20 protein-coding genes are annotated in these 19571 nt (G+C 62.4%); 3 read left to right on the forward strand and 17 right to left on the reverse strand.

Annotated features, from left to right (window positions below):
• Window positions 1-7: 7 nt before the first annotated feature.
• Both L0D16_RS00735 and L0D16_RS00740 read left to right on the forward strand, forming a co-directional pair.
• Window positions 8-739 carry a 3-hydroxyacyl-CoA dehydrogenase gene (locus L0D16_RS00735; protein WP_243029427.1) on the forward strand — a complete coding sequence of 244 codons (732 nt, stop codon included), beginning with the start codon at window positions 8-10 and terminating at the stop codon, window positions 737-739.
• On the forward strand, window positions 711-1544 hold the full coding sequence (locus tag L0D16_RS00740; protein WP_243029428.1) for a CoA transferase: 834 nt from the start codon (window positions 711-713) through the stop codon (window positions 1542-1544). Before L0D16_RS00735 ends, L0D16_RS00740 begins: the two co-directional genes overlap by 29 nt.
• Here L0D16_RS00740 and L0D16_RS00745 read toward each other — a convergent pair.
• The 7 genes from L0D16_RS00745 to L0D16_RS00775 are packed head-to-tail and all read right to left on the reverse strand — an operon-like array spanning window position 1541 to window position 9526.
• The gene (locus L0D16_RS00745) at window positions 1541-2296 is read right to left on the reverse strand and encodes a 3-hydroxybutyrate dehydrogenase (RefSeq protein WP_243029429.1); all 756 of its coding nucleotides are present in this window, start codon (window positions 2294-2296) and stop codon (window positions 1541-1543) included. The two genes, L0D16_RS00740 and L0D16_RS00745, sit on opposite strands and share 4 nt — an antisense overlap.
• The gene (locus L0D16_RS00750; RefSeq protein WP_243029430.1) at window positions 2277-3884 is read right to left on the reverse strand and encodes an AMP-binding protein; all 1608 of its coding nucleotides are present in this window, start codon (window positions 3882-3884) and stop codon (window positions 2277-2279) included. Before L0D16_RS00750 ends, L0D16_RS00745 begins: the two co-directional genes overlap by 20 nt.
• Before the next feature lie 18 nt (window positions 3885-3902).
• Complete coding sequence (locus L0D16_RS00755) at window positions 3903-5330, reverse strand: TRAP transporter large permease (RefSeq protein WP_243029431.1); 1428 nt, start codon at window positions 5328-5330, stop codon at window positions 3903-3905.
• A complete protein-coding gene (locus L0D16_RS00760) occupies window positions 5327-5833 on the reverse strand; it encodes a TRAP transporter small permease subunit (RefSeq protein WP_243029432.1) in 507 nt (168 codons plus the stop codon). The genes L0D16_RS00755 and L0D16_RS00760 overlap by 4 nt, the downstream gene beginning before the upstream one ends.
• Window positions 5834-5862: 29 nt before the next feature.
• Window positions 5863-7005: a TRAP transporter substrate-binding protein gene (locus tag L0D16_RS00765; RefSeq protein ID WP_243029433.1), complete on the reverse strand. Its 1143-nt coding sequence runs from the start codon at window positions 7003-7005 to the stop codon at window positions 5863-5865.
• Window positions 7002-8102, reverse strand: a complete 1101-nt coding sequence (locus L0D16_RS00770) for a zinc-binding dehydrogenase (RefSeq protein WP_243029434.1) — start codon at window positions 8100-8102, stop codon at window positions 7002-7004. The genes L0D16_RS00765 and L0D16_RS00770 overlap by 4 nt, the downstream gene beginning before the upstream one ends.
• A complete protein-coding gene (locus tag L0D16_RS00775; protein ID WP_243029435.1) occupies window positions 8102-9526 on the reverse strand; it encodes a CoA-acylating methylmalonate-semialdehyde dehydrogenase in 1425 nt (474 codons plus the stop codon). The genes L0D16_RS00770 and L0D16_RS00775 overlap by 1 nt, the downstream gene beginning before the upstream one ends.
• A 202-nt stretch (window positions 9527-9728) precedes the next feature.
• On the opposite strand from L0D16_RS00775, the gene L0D16_RS00780 reads away from it, so the two are divergent.
• Complete coding sequence (locus L0D16_RS00780; RefSeq protein WP_243029436.1) at window positions 9729-10673, forward strand: PucR family transcriptional regulator; 945 nt, start codon at window positions 9729-9731, stop codon at window positions 10671-10673.
• A gap of 23 nt (window positions 10674-10696) precedes the next feature.
• Here the strand turns inward: L0D16_RS00780 and L0D16_RS00785 are convergent, their stop codons facing one another.
• Genes L0D16_RS00785 through L0D16_RS00830 form a run of 10 tightly spaced genes read right to left on the reverse strand, consistent with a single transcriptional unit; the run spans window position 10697 to window position 19480 of the window.
• Window positions 10697-11401 carry an ABC transporter ATP-binding protein gene (locus L0D16_RS00785; RefSeq protein WP_243029437.1) on the reverse strand — a complete coding sequence of 235 codons (705 nt, stop codon included), beginning with the start codon at window positions 11399-11401 and terminating at the stop codon, window positions 10697-10699.
• Complete coding sequence (locus L0D16_RS00790; protein WP_243029438.1) at window positions 11398-12123, reverse strand: ABC transporter ATP-binding protein; 726 nt, start codon at window positions 12121-12123, stop codon at window positions 11398-11400. Before L0D16_RS00790 ends, L0D16_RS00785 begins: the two co-directional genes overlap by 4 nt.
• Window positions 12116-13033: a branched-chain amino acid ABC transporter permease gene (locus L0D16_RS00795; protein ID WP_243029439.1), complete on the reverse strand. Its 918-nt coding sequence runs from the start codon at window positions 13031-13033 to the stop codon at window positions 12116-12118. The genes L0D16_RS00790 and L0D16_RS00795 overlap by 8 nt, the downstream gene beginning before the upstream one ends.
• The gene (locus L0D16_RS00800; RefSeq protein WP_243029440.1) at window positions 13030-13887 is read right to left on the reverse strand and encodes a branched-chain amino acid ABC transporter permease; all 858 of its coding nucleotides are present in this window, start codon (window positions 13885-13887) and stop codon (window positions 13030-13032) included. Before L0D16_RS00800 ends, L0D16_RS00795 begins: the two co-directional genes overlap by 4 nt.
• A gap of 18 nt (window positions 13888-13905) precedes the next feature.
• Entirely contained in the window at window positions 13906-15081 is a 1176-nt protein-coding gene (locus L0D16_RS00805) for an ABC transporter substrate-binding protein (RefSeq protein WP_243029441.1), read from the reverse strand.
• Window positions 15082-15096: 15 nt separating this feature from the next.
• Window positions 15097-15522: a MaoC family dehydratase gene (locus L0D16_RS00810; RefSeq protein ID WP_243029442.1), complete on the reverse strand. Its 426-nt coding sequence runs from the start codon at window positions 15520-15522 to the stop codon at window positions 15097-15099.
• A complete protein-coding gene (locus tag L0D16_RS00815) occupies window positions 15500-16249 on the reverse strand; it encodes an alpha/beta fold hydrolase (protein WP_243029443.1) in 750 nt (249 codons plus the stop codon). Before L0D16_RS00815 ends, L0D16_RS00810 begins: the two co-directional genes overlap by 23 nt.
• Window positions 16242-17015, reverse strand: coding sequence for an alpha/beta fold hydrolase (locus L0D16_RS00820; protein WP_243029444.1), 774 nt, complete (start codon window positions 17013-17015; stop codon window positions 16242-16244). The genes L0D16_RS00815 and L0D16_RS00820 overlap by 8 nt, the downstream gene beginning before the upstream one ends.
• Window positions 17002-18480 carry a class I adenylate-forming enzyme family protein gene (locus L0D16_RS00825; protein ID WP_243029445.1) on the reverse strand — a complete coding sequence of 493 codons (1479 nt, stop codon included), beginning with the start codon at window positions 18478-18480 and terminating at the stop codon, window positions 17002-17004. Before L0D16_RS00825 ends, L0D16_RS00820 begins: the two co-directional genes overlap by 14 nt.
• Entirely contained in the window at window positions 18473-19480 is a 1008-nt protein-coding gene (locus tag L0D16_RS00830) for a 3-oxoacyl-ACP synthase (RefSeq protein ID WP_243029446.1), read from the reverse strand. The genes L0D16_RS00825 and L0D16_RS00830 overlap by 8 nt, the downstream gene beginning before the upstream one ends.
• Between the last annotated feature and the right edge of the window lie 91 nt (window positions 19481-19571).

A 19571-nucleotide genomic window follows, 5' to 3' on the forward strand; every position in this document is an offset into this window, starting at 1 on the left:
GGTGGGTGTGGAAAGAAGCGCCTTGGTGACGGGTGGGACCTCGGGTCTCGGAAGGGCGGCGGCCCTAGCCCTAAGGGATAGGGGCTACAAGGTGGTGGTGCTGGACCTCAGGCGGGGGGAGGATCCGGGCCTTGTCTACCTGGAGGGGGATGTAACCCGGGAGGAAGAGGCTAGGCAAGCGGTGGAATGCGCCGCCGCCCAGGCCCCCCTCTTCGCCGTGGTGAATGCGGCGGGAATCGGTTTGGCCCGCAAGGTATTGGGGCGCGAAGGCCCTCACGATCTAGAAGCCTTCCGCAAGGTGGTGGAGGTGAACCTTATCGGTACGTTTAACGTCCTGCGCTTGGTGGCTTGGGCTATGCGGGAGAACCCGCCCGATTCCCAGGGGCAGAGGGGTGTGGTGGTGAACACCGCCAGCGTGGCCGCTTTTGAAGGCCAGGTGGGCCAGGTGGCCTACGCGGCCAGCAAGGGGGGTGTGGTGGGCCTGACCCTCCCCGCGGCCCGGGAGCTGGCGGACTGGGGGATCCGGGTGGTGACGGTGGCCCCTGGCCTCTTCGACACCCCCCTCCTCCAGGGTCTTCCGGAAAAGGCCAAGGCTTCCTTGGCGGAGCAGGTGCCTTTTCCCAGGCGCTTGGGACGTCCGGAGGAGTACGCGGCCTTGGTCCTACACATCTTGGAAAACCCCATGCTTAACGGGGAGGTGATCCGCCTGGATGGCGCCTTGCGCATGGCCCCCAGGTAAGGTTCTGGACCTTACCCGGCTTCTCCCCGGGCCCTTGGCGGGGAAGCTTCTTACAGATTTGGGGTTTCCCGTCCTCAAGGTAGAGCCCCCGCAAGGGGATCCCCTAAGGGACTGGGCCCCGGGAACCTACGCCTTCCTTAACGGAAACAAAGAGGTTGTGACCCTGGACCTGAAGGGTAAGGAAGGCCGGGAAAGATTTCTCTCTTTGCTGCCGGGGGCCGTTATCCTCCTGGAGTCCAACCGCCCCGGGGTTATGGAGGGCTTGGGCCTGGGGCCAGAGGTGGTCCTTGGGATCCATCCCCGCCTGGCCTACGTCCGGCTTCGGGGCTACCCCGATTCCCCGGACCCGGGCCACGACCTTACTTACCTGGCGGAGGCGGGGCTTCTGGGACGCTTTCCCTGGCAGTCCTTCCAGTTTGCCGACCTGGCCGGTGCCTACGCTCTGGCCTTGGCGGCGCTCAAGGGGCTCCTCCTAGGGGGCGGGGTATACGAGGTGGCCCTTTCTGAGGCGGCCAAGGCCATGGCCTATCCCCCCATTCCCTTTTTGGACGGTTCCGCCCTCTGCTATGGGGTCTACCCTGCCCGGGAGGGAAAGGTGGCCCTGGCAGCCTTGGAGCCCCATTTCTGGGCCCGGTTTTGCGAGGCAGCGGGATTGCCTGAGCTCCTTCCCTTGGCCTTTAGCCCGGCGGAACCGGGCAATCCGGGTTACCAGCGGCTACAGGCCTTCTTCCAGGGGAAGGCCGCCTGGGAGTGGGAGGCCTGGGCCAGGGAGAAGGGGCTTCCCTTAAGGGCGGTGCGGGGCTAGCGGGCGGTCCATCCCAAGTCGATGGGGAAGACGGCGCCGGTGATAGCGGAGGCCTTTTCCGAGGCTAGGAAAAGGGCCAGTTCGGCTATCTCTTCCGGTTCAATGAGGCGTTTGATGGCCGCCTGGGCCAGGAAGACCTTTTCCACCACCTCGCTTTCGGGGATGGCCAGGGTGCGGGCCTGGTCGGCGATCTGGTTCTCCACCAAGGGGGTGCGCACGTAAGCGGGGGCGATGGCGTTCACGGTGATGCCAAAAGGACCCGCCTCGAGGGCCACGGTCTTGGTGAGGCCCAAAAGCCCGTGCTTGGCGGAGATGTAGGCGGACTTGTAGGGGCTTGCCACCAGGCCGTGGACGCTGGCGATGTTGAGGATCCGCCCCCAGCCCTTGGCCTTCATCCCCGGAAGCAAAGCCTTGATGAGCTGGAAGGGGGCGGTGAGCATCACCTGGAGCATCTTTTGCCAGATTTCCAAAGGGAAGTCTTCCACGGGGTCAATGTGCTGGAAGCCCGCGTTGTTGACCAGGATGTCCACCCCATGGCGGGCGGCTTCCCTCCCTAGCTCCTCTACCGCGTGAGGGTTGGCTAGATCTGCCTGAAGGAATATCCCGCCTAGCTCCTCCGCCAAGGCGGAGGCGTCCTTTAGGTCGTGTACCAATACCAAGGCCCCTTCCCGGGCGAAGGTCCTGGCGATGGCTAGGCCGATGCCGCTTCCGGCACCGGTGATCAGAATCCTCTTACCCCGAAACCCCTCCATCTTTTTCCTCCTGGGCCAGGGCCCGTAAACGGAAGCGCTGAATCTTGCCCGTGGGAGTAAGGGGAAGTTCCTCCACAAAGCGAACTTCCCGGGGGTAGGCGTGGTGGCCCAACCTGGTTCTGACCAGGGCCTTGAGCTCCTCAGCGAGGACTGGCCTAGGTGAGTAGCCTGGGCGTAACTTTACGAAGGCCGCCACCCTTTCTCCCCTTTCTGGATCAGGTAACCCCACGACCCCCACCATGGCCACCGCTGGGTGGGTTAAGAGCACCTCCTCCACCTCAAAGGGGCTTATCCGGTACCCCGCCGACTTGATGAGGTCGTCCTTGCGGCCCTTAAACCACAGGTATCCCTCCTCGTCCTTGGCGGCCAGGTCTCCCGTGAGAAGGTAAGGGCCCAGGAACTTCGCCTGGGTGGCCTCAGGGTTTTGCCAATAGCCGAGAAAGGCTACGGGGTCTGGGGTTTTTAGCCCGATTTCCCCCACCTCTCCGGGTTCCGCTTGGCTTCCGTCCTCCCGTAAGACCACCACCTCATGGCCAGGATAGGGCAAACCCATGGACCCGGGGCGGATGGGGTAGATGAGGAAGGAGTTGCCCACCAATAGGTTGGCTTCAGTCTGGCCGTAGAACTCATTCACAGGCAACCCAAGGTTCTCCTGTGCCCAAGTTTGGAGCTCCTCCCCAAGGGGTTCACCCCCGGAATGCACGCTCTTCAGACGTAGCCGCTTTTTCTTGAGGGGGCCTAGGCTCCGCAAGATTTTCAGGGCCGTAGGGAAGAGGAAGGTGTGGGTGACCCCAAAGCGTTCCATGATCCACAGGGCTTCCTCTGGGTCAAAGCGCCTGGCCCTGTAGGCGATCACCATGAAGCCGTAATACAGGGCTGGGAAGAGAACGTCCATGAGGCCGCCCATCCAGGCCCAGTCAGCTGGGGACCAGTAGACGGCAGGACGCCGAGGGAAGTTGGAGTAAAGATAGAAACCGGGTAAGTGGCCGATCAAGGTGCCATGGGGTAGCAAAGCCCCTTTGGGCTTGCCCGTGGTGCCCGAGGTGTAGATCAGAAGGGCGGGGTCATTGGGCCGGGTGGGGTGGGGCTTGGGGTCCGGCGTCACCCTCTCGGCCATGGCCCAGAGGGCCTCCTTAGGGACGACCTTGACGCCTTCGGGAATCGCATTCTCCAGCGCTTCCAGGACCTCCATATCCGCCAAGACCACCTTGGCCATCCCGTGCTCCAGCCGATAACGGATGGCTTCGCTACCAAAAAGGACCGAAAGGGGGAGGGCGATGGCCCCGATCCGGTAGGTGGCCAGGTAGGCCAAGGCGGCCTCTAGGCTCTGGGGGAGTAGGATGGCCACCCGGTCCCCGGGAGCGACCCCATAAGCCTTAAGGACCATAGCCCACTTCGCGGAGAGGAGGCTCAACTGGGCATAGGTGGCCTTCCGTCCCCCGGGTTCCAGCAAGGCGGTGCCCCTGGGGTTAGCCCTGGCCCAGCGGTCCACTGTGTCCGCGGCCAGGTTGAAGCGGCGGGGGGTAGGCCAGCGAAACCTTGCCAGGAGTTGGCTTCTGTTTTCCCTCTTAAGCCGGAGCCGTTCCATCTTGGACCTCCCCGGCGGCTATCCCCACAACCCCAAGGCCTTGGGTAACCAGAGGACGATCTGGGGGAAAAGGCCGATGAGGATAACCCCGATAAGCTGGAGGAGAATAAAGGGGACCACGCCCCGGTAGATATCCCAGGTGGTAACCTCCGGGGGGGCGATGCCCTTTAGGTAGAAGATGGTATAGGCGAAAGGAGGCGTTAGGAACGAGGTTTGCATGGTGACGATGAGGAGCATTGAGAACCAGAGGAGATCTAGGCCTAGGGTCTTGGCGATGGGTATAAACAGGGGTACGGTGATCATGACGATGCCAATCCAGTCCACGAACATTCCCAGGACGAAAACGATGGCCATCATCACAAGGATTACGGCCCACAAAGGGAGGTCCAGGCCCGCCACCATGTCGGCTACCGCCTCGCCTCCCCGAAGGCGCACGAAGATGGCGCTCAAAAACCCCGCTCCGATCAGGACCATATAGACCATGGCGCTGATTCGCACCGCGCGGTAGGCTGCTTCAAATAGGCTTCTCATGGTGAGTTTTTTGTAAACTAGAGCTAGAAGCAGGGATCCAAAGGCGCCAAGGGCTGCCGCCTCCGTGGGGGCGGCGAGCCCGAAGAAGATAGAGCCTAGAACGGCAAGGATCAGAAGGCCCACGGGGAGTATGGAGACGGCGGTATCCGTTATCTTTTTCTTCCAGGGAATGGGCTCGCCCTTATAAGCCGGTCCCTCCTCGGGGCGGAGATGGCACAGGAGGGAAACGTAAAGCACGTATAGGGCAGACAGGAGGAGGCCTGCAGGTATGGCTGCCAGGAACAAAGCTCCAATGGAGACCCCGGCGGTGGGGCCGTAGACCACCAGCATGATGCTAGGAGGGATGAGAATGCCGAGGGCTCCCCCAGCGCAGATAACCCCTGTGGTCAGGGGTTTGCTATAGCCGTATTTCAGCATCTGCGGTAGGGCCAGGATACCGATGGCCACCACCGAGGCGCCCACCACCCCGGTGGCGGCGGCGAAGATGGTGGCGGCAAGGACCGTGGCGACGGCTAGGCCCCCTCGTATGTGTCCCACCCACTCGAGGACGGTCCGGTACAGTTGGCTGGCAAGTCCCGTTTGCTCGATCACCACTCCCATGAACACGAATAACGGAATAGCGATGAGAATGTAGTCCTGGAGTACTTGGAATAGCCTCAGCATGAAGATGTTGCCCACAAAAGGCCCGATTAGAGCCGTTCCGTAGAGGGTAGCCACCCCCGCCAGGGCAAAGGCGATGGGAAAGCCAAGAACTATGGCCCCAATCACGGAAAGGAGCATAAGCCCTACCAAGGCCTCTGTGGACAGGTCGGGCCCTCGGAGCCAAGCGATGGCGGGGCCCAACAACACCAGGACTACGAGGCCAAGAGTCAGCCCAAGGGGTAAGGCCAGGGATTTTTCTCGGGCAGGGCTCATGCTTGTTCTCCCCGGAAGGCCAGGATTATGGCCCGAAGGAACTGGGCAAGGGACTGGAGGGTCAGAAGGAGCATGCCCACCATGACCCAGGTTTTAAAGGGATAGATGGGGGGAAGCCAGGTTCCGGCGGTGTAGCGCTCGCCGGTTCGCCAGGAGTTGAGCACATGCTCCGGCATAGGGGAAAGAAGCACATAGAGGAAGGGGAAGAGGAGGACCAGGTAAAGGAAGGCCTCGAGGGCCGCAGCCCATCGCGGGGGCAGGAAGCGGTAGAGCAAATCCACCCGTACGTGTTCATTGCGTTGCAAAACATGCCCCATAGAGAGGACCAGGAAAAGGCTTGTGAGCATGTAGCTCATGTCGTAGCTCCAGAGGGTGGGGCTTTTGAAGAGGTAGCGCATTCCCACCTCATAGGTCAGGGTGAGCACGAGGAGTACCATGAAGATGGAAGAGAAACGGCTAAGGCTGGCGTTGATCTGATCCACGGCCTTGAGAAGCGCAATCATGGTCACCTCTTCCCCGTCCTTGCTGAGGGCTAGATCACCCGATAGGGTTGGGGCACCCGGTGGGCTTCCCGAACAGGGATCGGGGTCATCAATTCGTCGTAAGCAGCGTAGCGGCGATGGTAGCTCAAGGCCGAATCCAGCACCTGCTTGAAGAAGGGGTTAGCGTCGGCCTGTTTCTTAAGGTAATCCATGGCGACTTTGTAAATCTCCCACTGGGTTTGCCGCTCTACGGACACCTGTTGGTTGCCACGCCGCTTGAAGAGGTCTATGTATTCCATGCTTTTGTGCAGGTCATAGATCAAGCCCCAGAGGGTGGTCGCCTTGGCGGCTTCCTCTACTATCGCTTTGAGGTCTCCCGGCAACCGGTCCCATGCGGTCTTGTTGATGACCAGCTCAAAGAGTACCGTGGGTTGATGCATACCTGGTCCCGTGAAATAGCGGGCCACTTCGTGGAAGCGGAGTAGATAGTCGGTATAGGGGGTGTTGAACTCGGTGGCGTCTATGACGCGACGCTCCATGGAGGTGTAGAGTTCTGCCGCCGGCAGGGTTACCACCGCCACCCCTAATCCGCGCAGGATTTCACCCCAGATCCCGGGCGCTCGATACTTCAGACCCCGCCAGTCTTCCAACCGGCGCAGGGGTTTGTGGGACCAGGCCACAAGCTCCGCATGGGTAATGCCGCAGGGAAGGACTTTTACATTCAGCCTTAAGTCATCGTAGATCTTCTGCCAGAACTGGAGGCCACCTCCTTCGTAAACCCAGGCCAGGTGGGAGAGGGGGCTAAAGAGGAAGGGGACAGAGGCGAAGAAAGCGGCGGCGGGATTGCGCCCTATCCAGTAAGCGCTCCAGCTGTGCATGGCTTGAACGACGCCGGAGTGGGCAGCATCCAGGACTTCAAAGGCTCCCACAATAGCGCCACTTGGTTGGACATCCACCACCATTCGGCCGTTGCTCATCTCCTCCACCTTCTTGGCCCAATACTGGGCCATGTGGTGGAGGTGAATAGTGGCTGGCCAGGAGGTAGCCATGGTCCAGCGCACCTCAGGGCGCCTTTGGGCCAGGGCGGGCCTGCTAAAGGTGGCGGCGCCCAGGGCGATTCCTGCCTTCAGAAAGGTCCGCCGATCCGCCAGAACCCGCTTTGCCGTTTTCTTGGTTGCCGCCTGCTTTTTCATGTTTCACCTCCCATCACCACCACCGCCCGGCCTATGATTTCTCCCTTGTCCAGCCGACGGTAGGCCAGGTCGGCCTCCTCCAAATGGAAGCGATCGGTGACCTCCGTGCCCACCCTAACAATCCCGGCTTGGGCCAGCCGGAGAAGGGTGGGCATATCCTTACGGGGCTTGGCCCCGTAAGAGCCTAGAATCCTGAGCTTGCGCCTTACCACACGGGTGATCTCCACCCCGGCTTCCATACCTTGAGGGGCGATGCCCACGGGCACCATTCTTCCCCCATCCCTGAGGAGATCCAGGGCCAGGCGGAAGGTTTCCGGTTTGCCCAAAGCTTCGAAAGCCACGTCCACTCCCCGGCCTCCGGTCAAGTCCCGTACGGCTTGCAGGGCCTCCCCTGGGGTGAGGGCGTGGGTTGCTCCCAGGTCCCTTGCCTTGGCCAACTTTTCTGGCCGGACGTCTATGGCTACCACGGGGTAGGCACCAAAGGCTCTGGCGATCTGGACGATGCCTAGGCCAACCCCACCGGTGGCCACCACGGCAACAGACTCCCCACCCTCCAGGCCCGCGGTCTTCACCGCGCCGTAAGCGGTGAAAAGGGCACACCCGAGGATGGATCCTTCCTCCAAAGGGATGCCCTCTGGTAGGGGGAAGACGTCTGTGGCGGGAATTACCGCGTACTCCGCCAGGCCCCCCATGGAGTACATCCATATGGGATTCCCATCTTTATCGAACAGCCGGGTAGCTCCGTCGTAGAGGACGCCTCTAAGACGGTTGTAGCTGAAAAATCTTTCGCAGAGGTCCTCTTCCCCGCGCAGGCAGTAGTAGCAGCCGCCGCAGGGTATGATGAAACTGGAAACTACTTTTTCGCCTATCTTCAGGCTTTCCACCCCAGGGCCTAAAGCGACTATGCTGCCAGAGATCTCGTGCCCCAGCACGCACGGAGTGGGGAAGGCCACCTCCCCTTTGATTACGTGGAGGTCGGTATGGCAAACCCCACAGGCGGCCACTCGGACCAGGACCTCCCCGGTCTTAGGCTCGGGGATGGGCACTTCCTTTACCCTCAAGGGTTCTCCCACCCGCTCCAAGACCGCTGCCCGCATTACCACCGTTCCACCACCACCTTCCGTTGGGTGTAGAAGAGGAAGGCATCTGGGCCATGGGGGTGCAGGTCGCCGAAGAAGGAGTTCCGCCAGCCAGAGAAGGGGTAGAAGGCGAAGGGCTGGGCCACCCCTACATTGATCCCCACCATCCCTGCCTGGACCCGTTCCCTGAACTCCCGGGCGGCCCGGCCGCTTTGGGTGAAGAGGGTGGCCATGTTGCCGTAGGGGACGGCGTTGGCCTGGGCAATGGCCTCCTCCAGGCTTGGTGCGTAGGAAACGGAGAGCACGGGTCCAAAGATCTCCTCCCGCCCCACCACCATGCGCGGGGAGACCCGGTCCAGCACCGTGGGCCCCAGGAAGAAGCCCTTCCCCTCGATGCCCCTGCCATCCAGGGCCAGTCTGGCCCCCTCCTCCAGGCCTTTGTGGATGTACCCCACCACCTTTCGCCGATGCTCCTCCCGGATCAGGGGGCCCACCTGTACCCCCTCCTCCCATCCCGGCCCCACCTTTAACCGGCGGGCGCTTTCCACAATCCTCTGCAAAAGCTCGGGACCGATGCTCCCCACCCCCACGGCCACGCTTCCCGCCAGGCACCTTTCCCCGGCGTTGCCGAAGGCGGAGTTGAGGATGGCGGGCACGGCCTGGTCCAGATCGGCGTCCGGCATGACCACCAGGTGGTTCTTGGCCCCGCCCGCCGCCGAAACCCGCTTGCCGTGCTGGGCGGCCAGCTGGTAGACCTTGCGGGCTACGGGCTCGGAGCCCACGAACTGGACCGCCTTGACCTCCGGGTGGCCCACCAGGGCCTCCACCGCCTCCTGGGCTCCATGGACCAGGTTGAGGACCCCTTCGGGGAAGCCGGCTTCTAGGAAGAGCTCGGCCAGGCGCACCGCGCCCAAAGGGGTCCGCTCGGAGGGCTTGAGGACAAAGGTGTTCCCCGCCACCACCGCGATGGGGAACATCCACAGGGGGATCATCACGGGGAAGTTGAATGGGGGGATGCCGGCCACCACCCCCAGGGGGTAGTGGAAGAGGTTCTGGTCCACCCCGCCGGTGACCTCCCGCAGGGTCCGGCCCTGGAGCAGGGTGGGGGCGCCGCAGGCGAAGTCCACCACCTCAATACCCCGGCGCACCTCCCCCCGGGCCTCCTCCAGGGTCTTGCCATGGTGGAGGGTGACCAAGCGCGCCAGGTCCTCGAAGTGCTGCTCCAAGAGCTCCTTGAAGCGGAACATGAGGCGGACCCGCTCCATGAGAGGGGTGCGGCTCCAGGTCTGGAAAGCCCTGCTGGCCGCGGCCACCGCCTGGTCCACCTCCTCCTTCCCGCAGAGGGGGACTTCCTCGATGACCTCCCCCGTGGCGGGGTTGTACACGGGGAGGGTGGGACGGGAGACCTCCTGCCAATGGGCTCCGATGAGGTTCTTGACCATCACCTCCTCCTGGGCTTTGGCTAGCTCCTTTCGCCCTTAAGCTTAGGTGTACGGTGGGTGGTTGTACACTGTGGTACCCCCCTAAGCCAGGCCGACAAACTTTGTGCTATATCTCAAGGTAACGGCTGCTATACTGAGAGAACGCCAAGGAGGGAGAAGCATGGGTGCCCTTCAGCGGACGTTTTGGTCTTGGGCTAAAACCATGGCCTGGCACTATGCCCGGGAGATCCCCGATTATGCTCGGCTGGATACACGCATCCTCGAGGGGGATGTGGCGGTGGTTTCGTATGAGTGTTTGAAAGCCCTCGAGGGGGGCGATGAGGTGGAGAACCTGGCTATTGCGGTGGGCCAACGTCGGCGGAGCCAAGGCGTATCCCTCCCGGCTCTGCTCCGAGCCTACCGCCTATGGGCTAAAGATGCCCTGGAAGCTTTAAAGGCCTCTGCGCCAGGCTGTTTGATGGAGCTCGCTCCTCGTGTGCTGGAGCTCTTGGACCGGGTTAGCGAGGCCTCGGCTCAGGGCTACGAGCTGGCCTTTGAGGGGAAGCTCTCCCGGGGACCGGTTGTGGGAATCGGGGTTAGGCTTGCCGATGCGGGAGTTGTTGCCTTGGCCCCTCGCCATATAAGCCTCTCCCCTGAAGCAGTGCTCTACGAACAGAGTCCTTTTGGTGTACTCCTTTTTTTGGCTGCACCGCTTTGCGATGTGGAAGAGGAGCTTAAGGGCCTGGCACGCAAGTGTCGAGCTGTGCTTTGGAGAGAGGAAGGGACAGATGCCCTCAAAATAAGGGCGGGTCTAGAAGAGGCCTTGGCCTTGGGTGGTCGTCTGCAGCTACCTCCGGGCCTGTATCCCACCCGCTTCTTGTGGCCTCTGGCCATTGCCTTAGATTCCCCCAAGGGAAGGGAGCGGCTCCTCGGGCTACTGGCTCCTCTCAAAGCCTACCCTGAGCTATTGGCTACTCTAGAGGTGTACTTGCAGTCCGGGCTCTCCCTAAAGCAAACGGCCCGCCGATTGGACCTCCACCCCAACACGGTTCTTTACAGGCTCCATCGGGCCGAGAACCTGGCGGGTCTTTGCCTTAGCCGGGTGGAGGATTTGTGCCTGGTGAGTATGGCCCTGTACCTGTATCGCGCGGTGGGGGCCACTCTTTAGCCAGTCTAGGATTTTCTGGGCTTTTACAGGCTCAGGTAAGCCTCCCGAACGCGAGGGTCTTCCAGCACCGCATGGGCCAGGCCCTGCAGCACAATGCGGCCGTGTTCCACCACATAGGCCCTGGCCGCCACCTCGAGGGAAAGGGCCACGTTCTGCTCCACCAGCAACACCCCCACCCCTTCTTCCACCACCCGCTTCAGGGAAAGGAGCACCTCCTCGGCTAGGCGGGGGGCGAGTCCTAGGGAAGGCTCATCCACCAGGAGGATTTTGGGGAAGCCCATGAGGGCCCGGGCGATGGCCAGCATCTGCTGTTCCCCCCCGGAGAGGGTACCTGCCAGTTGCCTCTTCCTTTCGTATAGACGGGGGAAGAGGGCAAAGACCCGTTCAAAACCCTCCCTCTCCCTTTCCGGGGCCAGAAAAGCAGCCCCTAGACGGAGGTTTTCCTCCACGGTCATCAGGGGAAAGAGTTGCCGGCCTTCCGGTACATGGCCGAGACCAAGCCGGGCCCGTCGGGCCGGGGAAAACCTCCGGAGGTCCTCCCCATCCCAAAGGACCTTTCCCCGCCAGGGCGGGATCAGCCCGGAGATGGTCCGAAGCAAGGTGGTTTTGCCGGCCCCATTGGCTCCCAGAAGGGCCACCAGTTCCCCTTCGCCCACCACCAGGTCTAGGCCGAAGAGCACCTGGGCTTTGCCGTACCCCGTTTCCAGATTCTGCACCTCGAGCCTCATGCCCTCCTCCCCAGGTAAGCCTCCCGCACCCTTGGGTCCTGCGCCACCTCCTGGTAGGTGCCTTCGGCGATCACCTCGCCGTAATCCAAGACCACCACCCGGTCGGCCAAGGTCCGCACCACCGGCATCACGTGCTCAATGAAAAGGATGGAAACCCCGGTTTCACGGATCTGCTTAACCAGGGCCACCGCCTCCTCCGCCTCCTTGGGGCGGAGACCGGCCATCACCTCGTCCAGGAGGAGAACCTTGGGCCGGGTGGCCAGGGCCCGGGCCAGCTCCAGGCGCTTGTCCTCCAAAAGGGTGAGATCCCCCGCTAAGGCTTCGGACCGAGATTGCAACCCCGTGAGGCGCAACACCTCCTCCACCCAGGCTTCCCCTTCCTTCCGGGACGTTCCTGGCTTGCCAAAGAGGGCCCCTACCAGAAGGTTCTCCCGCACGGTTAGCTCGGGAAAAGGCTGCACGATCTGGAAGGCCCGCCCTAGGCCCAGGTGGGTGCGGGCTTCCGGAGGGAGGTGGGTGATGTCTTGCCCCAGGAAGAGGATCCGGCCCTGGTCGGGCTTTATTAGACCTGAAAGAAGGTTCAAGAGGGTGCTTTTGCCAGCCCCATTGGGGCCGATCACCGCTAAAATCTCCCCCTCCTCCAGATGGAGGGTTACCTCCTTTAGGGCCTGGAGCCCCAGGAAGCGCTTGCTTACCCCTGCCGCTTCCAAGACCTTACCCACGGCGCCTCCCCAGTATCCCCACCAGTCCGCGGGGGAGGAAGAGAATGACCAAGATGAGGATGGCTCCGTAGACCACCAGGTAACCCTCTTTGATCCAAAGCCTGAGGGCCTGCTCGAGGCTTACCAACACCACTCCGCCCACCAAGGGCCCCAAGGTGGTGTAGAGGCCACCAAAAATGGGGATGACCAGGGCTTCCACAGCCCTTCCCAAGCTGAAGGCATCGTAAGGGGAGAGAAACAAGGTCTTCATCCCGTAGACGCCACCGGCAAGTCCGGCAACCAAACTCCCCAGGAGCAAGGACCAAAGCTTCACCTGAACCACCCGCACGCCTAAGACCCGGGCCACGGCCTCCGATTGCCGGGTGGCGGCCTGGGCGAGGCGGAAGGGGCTCCTTTCCGCCCAAAGGCTTAGAGCCGTTGCCAGAAGGAGAACGCCAAAGCTCAGGTAGTACGTTGCCAAAGGCCAGGCTCCGGCAAAAGGAGGGGGCACAGGCAGACCGATGGGTCCCCCTGTAAAGGGTAGCTTCAAAGCCAGGGTGCGCAACACCTCGCTGAAGGCCAGGCTGGCGATGGCGAAGTACAGGCCGTGGAGGCGAAGGGTCACCGACCCTAGGACGAGGGCACCGGCTCCCGCTGTCAGGGCCCCCAAGAGGAGGGCGGGAAGGGTACCCAGTTGCGGAGCCAGAAGCCCGGCGCTGTACGCCCCCAAGCCAAAGAACGCTCCGTGGGCTAGGGAGAGCTGCCCTGTCCGGGCCACCAAGTCCCAAGAAAGGGCTAGAGCGGTGAAGAGGAGGACGAAAAAGCCCACGTCCAGGAGAAAGGCCTGCCAAACCCCGAAGGGAAGAAAAGGTAGCAGGGCAAAGAGGACGAGGGAGAGGAGAATCAAGGGGAAGTGGCCGAAACCCTTCATGCCTTCCTCCAGGCCCGGCCTACCAGGGCCAAAAACAGAACCAGAAAGAAGACCGCCTCCACAAGCCCGCCCCCTCCCGGTAGATAGGTACTCACCAGAGCCTCCGCCATGGCGAGCACCAAGGCGGCGGGCACCACCCCCTTCAGGTTGCCAAGCCCGGCCAGGGCCACGATGGCAAAGGACTTCAGGGTGAAGACGAAACCCACGGTGGGGCTGGCGTAAAGCATCACCGATAACATGACCCCGGCTACGCCGGCTAGGGCAGCGGCAAGGCCAAAGGCCAGGAGATAAACCTTGTCCGCTTCGATGCCCAAAAGGCCAGGAGCTAGACGGTTTTGGGACACGGCCCGCATGGCGAGGCCGAATCGGCTTCGGGTAAGGAAGACCTGGAGCATTAGGAGGATGGCAAGGGAAAGCAAGAAGGCCCCAAAGGGCACAACTCCTAGGAAGAAGGGTCCTAAGGAGAGGGTGGTGGCCTGGTAAGGCGGGGCCACCACCCGGGTATCGGCCCCGAACAGGAGAAGGGCGAGGTTTTGCAGGAGGATGGACAGGCCGAAGGTGAGGAGCATCTGGTTGAGCTCGGCGGCCCGCAACACTGGTCGGATCAAGCCCTGGTAGGTAAGGGCACCCACCACGAAGGCGGCGAGGAAGGCCAGGCCCAGGGAGAGGAGGGGGTCCATCCCCCGGAAGGCGAAGAGCAGGTAGGAGAGGAAGGCCCCCATCATCAAAAACTCCCCGTGGGCGAAGTTGACGATCCCCACCACCCCTAGGGAAAGGGCCAGACCCGTGGCCACCAGGGCGTAGATGCCGCTCATGAGAATGCCGTTTAGGAGGGTTTGCAACAGGAGCTCCATGGTCTTCCTAGAGGCTCCCTATCTTAGGTAGTACTCCCCGGGGTAGCGCAAGGGCCTTGTGGCTACTTCTTTGGGGAAAACGGGGCGACGGCTTCCCTGGAGGTACTGGAACTGGAACCAGATCTCCGAGCCAAACCCTTGGTACTTGGTGCGGCCCGTGTCCGAGGGTTTGAAGGACAGAAGGCCAAAGGGCGTGGGCATTTTGAGGCCAGCCAAGGCCTCGGCAATGCGGTTTTTGTCGGCACTGCCTGTCTTTTCCGCCGCCAGGGCTAGGCTTTTGAGGATGGTGTAGCCCATGGGGGCCATGTATTCCTCGGTGACTTCCCCGTACTTCTTGCGGTAGGCTTCCACGAAGCGCCGGGACTCGGCGTTGGCCACCGTGGGTAACCAGGCGGTCATGCCAGCGATGTCATTGGAAAGGGGGTTTTTCTCAAAACCGATGGGCCAGGAGGGGGGAGCGCCATAGATGAGCTTGGGCCTGAGCCCCACCTGCCTGGCCTGGGTGGCGATGGGCAAGGCGTCGACATCGTATCCAATCCAGTAAAGGATGTCGGGAGCAAAGGCCCGGAAGCGGGTCAGGATGGCGGTAAACTGCCCACTCCCTGCCTTGAAGGGTTCCGCCTGTACCTGGTAGCCCAGTTTTTCCAGTTGCTGTTTGTAAACCCCGATGCCTGCGGAGCCGAAGGGCCCGTCTTCGTAGAGGATGGCCACCTTCTTAGCTCCGTGTTCCCGGTTCAAATACTGGAAGAACTGCAGGGCGGCGGCCACATTGTGGTAGTCCCAGGGGTGATAGTGGAAAAATAGGGGATATCCCTCAAAAGCCTGCTCTACTACAGAGCTGGCGGCTCCGATAACCAGGAAAAGGGGGCCGTACTGCTTCACGGGGCCGGAGAGGGCGAAGGTGACACCGCTGGCTAGGCCGCCGATCACGATGTCCACCTTGTCCACGGTCATAAGCTTGGTGAAGGCAGGAACCGCCTTGGCAGGGTCGGTGCCGTCGTCTACCACCACCAGCTCCAGCCTCACCTTACCGGCGGCGTTGGCCTCATCGGCGGCCAGCTGGATGCCGTTCAGCGCTGCCTTACCCGAAACCGCAGAGGCCCCGGAGAGGGGGAGGATGACCCCCACCTTCAGGGGAACCTGGGCCCATGCGAGCCCGGCCAACAGAACCAAAAATCCCACTACTTTTCCCATACGCGCCTCCTTTCCCTAGGGCTTTGCGCCCGTAGGCTCCTCGTAAAGCACCACGGCCTCGCCTTCTATAACCGTTTCTCCGCGCTGGTTTGTGCACACGGTGTCAAGGGTGAGGACGAATCCCCCCTTTTCCCTTTCGCGCACTCCCTTCACCGTTGCGGTGGCGGTGATGGTATCCCCCAGGTAGGTAGGCTTTAGGAAGCGCAAGGTCTGGGAGAGGTATACAGCCCCGGTGCCCGGGAGCTTGGTGCCGATCACCGTGGAGATGAGGCCTGCCACCAGGATCCCCTGGGCGATGCGCCGGCCAAAGCGGCTTCCTTGGGCATAGGCTTCGTCCACATGTAAGGGATTGGTATCCCCTACTGCTCCCACAAAAAGGGCCACGTGGGTCTCGGAGATGGTTTGGGTGTAGCTGGCTTTATCTCCCACCTTGAATTTCACCGTGCACCTCCTTGAGGAAGTCCTCTAAGATGCCTTTTAGCAACCCGGGATTTTCCAGATTCACTGAGTGGCCTATGTTTTCTAGAAGCAAAAGCCTACCCCTGGGGAAGAAAGCCGCCGTTTCCTCGGCCAGGGCCCGGGTCACGAGGGGGTCCATGGCCCCGTGGATCACCAGAACCGGCCCCGGGTACGCCCTTTCCAGCCGCCACGCCGCCAGGGCCCGGGCATTGCCTTGGAAGTGGGCGGGGTGCATCCTTTGGGCTTTCTCCACCAGCTCGGGGAACCAGGGGGGTCTACGGGTGGGGGCCATGGCAGCTAGGGCCTGGGCCAGGGCTTCCCGGTTGTACTGGTAGCTTTCCAGGATAGGGTAATAGGCTTCTGGGGTTTTCAACCCCGAGGGTGGGGCGGAGTTGATGAGCACCAGCCCCCGTGTCTTCTCGTCCGCCGCTTCCATAACCACCGCACCCCCTAGGGAGTGACCCACCAGGATGGCTTCCTCTACCTCCTTTTCCCGCAGAAAGTCTGTAAGGGCTTTTGCGTAGGCGGGGACGGAAGGGAAGAAATCCTCAGGAACCGGGCTTTCACCAAAGCCCGGCAGGTCAGGGGCCAGGAGCCAGGCCCCTTCTGGGGGATCTTGCAAGAGTTCCCGCCACCATTCCTTGCAGGCAAAGTTGCCGTGGACTAAAACCACCGGGGTTCCGGTACCGCTTTCCAAGTAGCTAAGCATGGACTACCTCCAGGAACTGCCTCACGGCACGGGCGAAGGCAGGGGGGTCCTCCAGGGACGCCGCATGGCCCGTAGGCAAGGCTTGAAGCTCTGCCCTAAGGGCCTCAGCCAAGGCTTGCGCATAGGGCTTGGGGAAAAGCAGATCTTCCTCCCCATAAAGGACCAAGGCGGGTAAGGCAAGGCGCGGAAGCTCAGGCCTGAGGTCCTGTAGGGCAAGAAAACCTAAAAGAAGCCTTTCCTGAGCTTTCTCATTCGGAGACTGGGCCATCAGGGAAGCAAGGCCTTCTTCCTCTAAAAGGTCGGGGTGGGTGTTGAGGAAGTGGGCCCCAAATACCCAGGGTAGGGCTACCCTAAGGCGCAAGGGGGTGCCCCCAGCTCTAAGGGCGTAAAGCCAGCTCTCCACCTTGGCCCTTAAGGCGGGGTCCAGGTAGGGGGTGGTGCAGACCAGAACCAGCCCCCGGAAGCGATGAGGGGCCAGGAGGGCGGCCTTTAAGGCCACGATCCCCCCATTGGAAAGGCCCACTAAGGCGGCGTCTTCCCAGCCCTGCTCCTCGAGGAGCCCGAGGAGGTCCTGGGCGTGGACCTCTGGGGTGTAGAAACCCTCTGGGGCTTCGCTTTCCCCTTGGCCCCGCATGTCGTAGCGGAGGACGGTGTAGCCCTCGAGGTGGGGCAGCACGGGATCCCAGCTCTCCAGGCGTTGAAAGATCCCGTTGAGAAGCACTACCTTAGGACCCCTACCTTCTATGCGGTACCTAAGCCTGGCCATGCTCCGCCTCCCACATTCTCTTCAACGCTTCCTTATGCACCTTTCCTGGGCCGGACTTGGGGAGTTCCTCCATGAAGACGATGTGCTTGGGGACCTTGTACCCCGCCAGGCGCTCCCGCAGGAAGGCGCGAAGGGCCTCTGACTCTAGCGGTTCCCTTAGGACCACGAAGGCTACCCCCACCTCACCCCACTTGGGGTCCGCTACCCCCACCACGGCGGCCTCCCGTACCGCTGGGTGGTCGTAAAGGGCTCGCTCCACCTCCCCGGGGTAGACGTTCTCCCCCCCCGAGATGAACATGTCCTTCCTGCGCCCTGCGATGTAGAAGCGGCCTCCCTCATCTTGGAAGGCCAGGTCCCCGGTCCTAAGCCAGAGCCTTTCCCCGTCATAGACGAAGGCCTTGGCGTTCTCCTCGGGGCGGCGGAAATACCCCTTCATGACCACGCTTCCCGAAAGCCAAAGCTCCCCGGCTTCCCCCACCTGGGCTTCTCTTCCATCCTCCCGCACCAGGCGGGCCTTCAAGTGGGGCATGGGCCGGCCCACGCTCTCGGGGTAGGCCTCGGCCTCTTCCAGCTCCAGGGTGAAGCAGTTCACGCCGCACTCCGTGAGGCCGTAGCCCTGCTTGAAGCGCACCCCTTTCCTGCGGAAGGCTTCCCGCACCGGGCTAGGGCAGGGGGCTCCCCCAGAGATGGCGAAGCGGACAAAGGAAAGGTCGGCTTCGGCGAAGCCAGGGGTTTCCAGGAGCATCTGGAACATGGTAGGTACCAGGAAGAGGATGGTGGGGCGGTGGGCCTGGGCCAGGGCTAGGTACTCGTCAGGGCGGAAGCGCTCTTGGATCACCACGCTCCCCCCCAGGTAAAGGAGAGGGGTGGCTAGGGCGTTCAGGGCGGCGTGGAACATGGGGGTGGCCAGGATGTAGCGGTCCTCCCGGGTAAGCCCCCAGGAAAAGGCGGTCTGGATGGCGTTGATCAGAAGCTGACGGTAGGGGATCAGGGCGCCTTTGGGCAGGCCGGTGGTGCCCCCGGTGAAGAGGAGGAGGGCAGGGTCTTCCAGGTCTACCCTGGTAGCCTCCTCTATTTCCGCTCCCTCGAGGAGGACCTCGAGGGGAAGGGCCCTTGGATCAAGGGCCCGGGCCATTTCCTGGAACCCTTCCCCGTAGAAGAGCACCTGAGGTTCGGTGTAAGCGTAAAGGGCTTGCAACTCGGGCAAGCTCAGGCGGTGGTTGAAGGGAGTGAGGATGTGGCCTAGGAGGGGGGCGGTGAAAAGGAGGTCCAGGTAAGCGGGATGGTTCCAAGCCAGTAGGCCTACCCGGTCCCCTGGGCCTACCCCCAGCTTCTGCAGGGTCCCTGCCGCCCTCCGGGCCCTTTGGTACAGTTCCCCATAGGTCAGCCAATCACCGCGAAACCAGAGGGCCTGGCGCTTGGGGTGGTATACGGCAAGCCTTCCTAGCCAGTTGGGCTCAAGCATAAAGCCCTCCTTCCAGACGGAGCACCGCTGCCCCGTAGAAGTAACCCACCCCTGCCGCCGCCAAGGCCACCAGGCTTCCATCCCGCAAAAGCCCCTCCTCCCAGGCCAGCTTCAGGGAGAGGATAGGATCTAGTTGGCCCAGGTGCCCGAACCGTTCCAAATAGATGGACTGGTCTTCCCTCAGGCCCAGACCTTCCAGCACCGCCCGGTGGGCGGAGCGCTTCATGTGAAGAAGGGCCAGGTAGTCTAGGTCAGCCTCGGTATAGCCGGCTTCCCCCAAGGCCTCCCGTATCACCTCCAGGAACGTGGGGATGGAGCTGCGGTCTAGGCGTTCCTTCATAGCCTGAGGATTTTCCACGCGCAGGCGGAACTCTGCCAGGTTGCCCGGATTTAACGGGCTTCGCGTTCCCCCCACAGGCACCTTGACCATCAGGGCCAGGGTGGGGTCCATGCGGTGGGCAAGGCCCAGGAGCCGTAGCCCAGGTCCCTCCCGGGTGAGGATCGCAGCCCCTCCCCCTGCGGCGAGGTCGTAGAGGAAGCGGGTGCTGGGGTCTTGGTAGTCCACCAGGTCCCCATTGCGGTAGCCCCCCGCCACCAGGATCACCTGGGCCTCTTTGCGGGTGGCGAAAAGCCCCCGGGCCACCTCCAGGGCTCCCATGAGGGAGGCGCACTTCTGGTTGAGATCCAGCCCCTTGGCCCTCGAGGCCCCGAGGCCCCAGGCCAGGTAGGGGGCTGTGGTCCAGACGGGATAGTCCTTGTACTCCTCCACGATGGAGATCACCCAGTCGATGGCGTCCGCAGGGATGTTCGCCGCCTTGAGGGCGGCTTGGCCGGCCCAAAGGGCCATGTCGGCGGGGTGGTCCTCGGGCCCCGGTACCGGTTTTTCCACGATCCCCAGCTTTTCCCGAACCACCTCTGCCGGAAGCCCCGAGGATGCGGCGATTTCCTCTGCCGACACGCGCTTGACGGGTAGGTAAATCCCCAGCCCTCGGACGAACATTTGCCTCAAGGTTAGCTTCTGGGTGTTACAGCCCCGTTACACGAGGGGTGTCCTTCCCTGGGGGTAGCCTCCACGGGGCCAGGCCTTCTGC

The sequence above is a fragment of the Thermus altitudinis genome, from assembly GCF_022760835.1.
In the GTDB taxonomy this organism is placed as follows: Bacteria; Deinococcota; Deinococci; order Deinococcales; family Thermaceae; genus Thermus; species Thermus altitudinis.

Excerpts from the sequence above, each read along its gene's own strand:
- L0D16_RS00795 (WP_243029439.1), bottom strand. The coding sequence starts at position 13,033 with ATGAAGGGTTTCGGCCACTTCCCCTTGATTCTCCTCTCCCTCGTCCTC.
- L0D16_RS00815 (WP_243029443.1), bottom strand. The coding sequence starts at position 16,249 with ATGCTTAGCTACTTGGAAAGCGGTACCGGAACCCCGGTGGTTTTAGTC.
- L0D16_RS00800 (WP_243029440.1), bottom strand. The coding sequence starts at position 13,887 with ATGGAGCTCCTGTTGCAAACCCTCCTAAACGGCATTCTCATGAGCGGC.
- L0D16_RS00740 (WP_243029428.1), top strand. The coding sequence starts at position 711 with ATGGCGCCTTGCGCATGGCCCCCAGGTAAGGTTCTGGACCTTACCCGG.
- L0D16_RS00755 (WP_243029431.1), bottom strand. The coding sequence starts at position 5,330 with ATGAGCCCTGCCCGAGAAAAATCCCTGGCCTTACCCCTTGGGCTGACT.
- L0D16_RS00750 (WP_243029430.1), bottom strand. The coding sequence starts at position 3,884 with ATGGAACGGCTCCGGCTTAAGAGGGAAAACAGAAGCCAACTCCTGGCA.
- L0D16_RS00825 (WP_243029445.1), bottom strand. The coding sequence starts at position 18,480 with ATGCTTGAGCCCAACTGGCTAGGAAGGCTTGCCGTATACCACCCCAAG.
- L0D16_RS00780 (WP_243029436.1), top strand. The coding sequence starts at position 9,729 with ATGGCCTGGCACTATGCCCGGGAGATCCCCGATTATGCTCGGCTGGAT.
- L0D16_RS00805 (WP_243029441.1), bottom strand. The coding sequence starts at position 15,081 with ATGGGAAAAGTAGTGGGATTTTTGGTTCTGTTGGCCGGGCTCGCATGG.
- L0D16_RS00785 (WP_243029437.1), bottom strand. The coding sequence starts at position 11,401 with ATGAGGCTCGAGGTGCAGAATCTGGAAACGGGGTACGGCAAAGCCCAG.
- L0D16_RS00775 (WP_243029435.1), bottom strand. The coding sequence starts at position 9,526 with ATGGTCAAGAACCTCATCGGAGCCCATTGGCAGGAGGTCTCCCGTCCC.
- L0D16_RS00820 (WP_243029444.1), bottom strand. The coding sequence starts at position 17,015 with ATGGCCAGGCTTAGGTACCGCATAGAAGGTAGGGGTCCTAAGGTAGTG.
- L0D16_RS00760 (WP_243029432.1), bottom strand. The coding sequence starts at position 5,833 with ATGATTGCGCTTCTCAAGGCCGTGGATCAGATCAACGCCAGCCTTAGC.
- L0D16_RS00765 (WP_243029433.1), bottom strand. The coding sequence starts at position 7,005 with ATGAAAAAGCAGGCGGCAACCAAGAAAACGGCAAAGCGGGTTCTGGCG.
- L0D16_RS00770 (WP_243029434.1), bottom strand. The coding sequence starts at position 8,102 with ATGCGGGCAGCGGTCTTGGAGCGGGTGGGAGAACCCTTGAGGGTAAAG.
- L0D16_RS00830 (WP_243029446.1), bottom strand. The coding sequence starts at position 19,480 with ATGTTCGTCCGAGGGCTGGGGATTTACCTACCCGTCAAGCGCGTGTCG.
- L0D16_RS00745 (WP_243029429.1), bottom strand. The coding sequence starts at position 2,296 with ATGGAGGGGTTTCGGGGTAAGAGGATTCTGATCACCGGTGCCGGAAGC.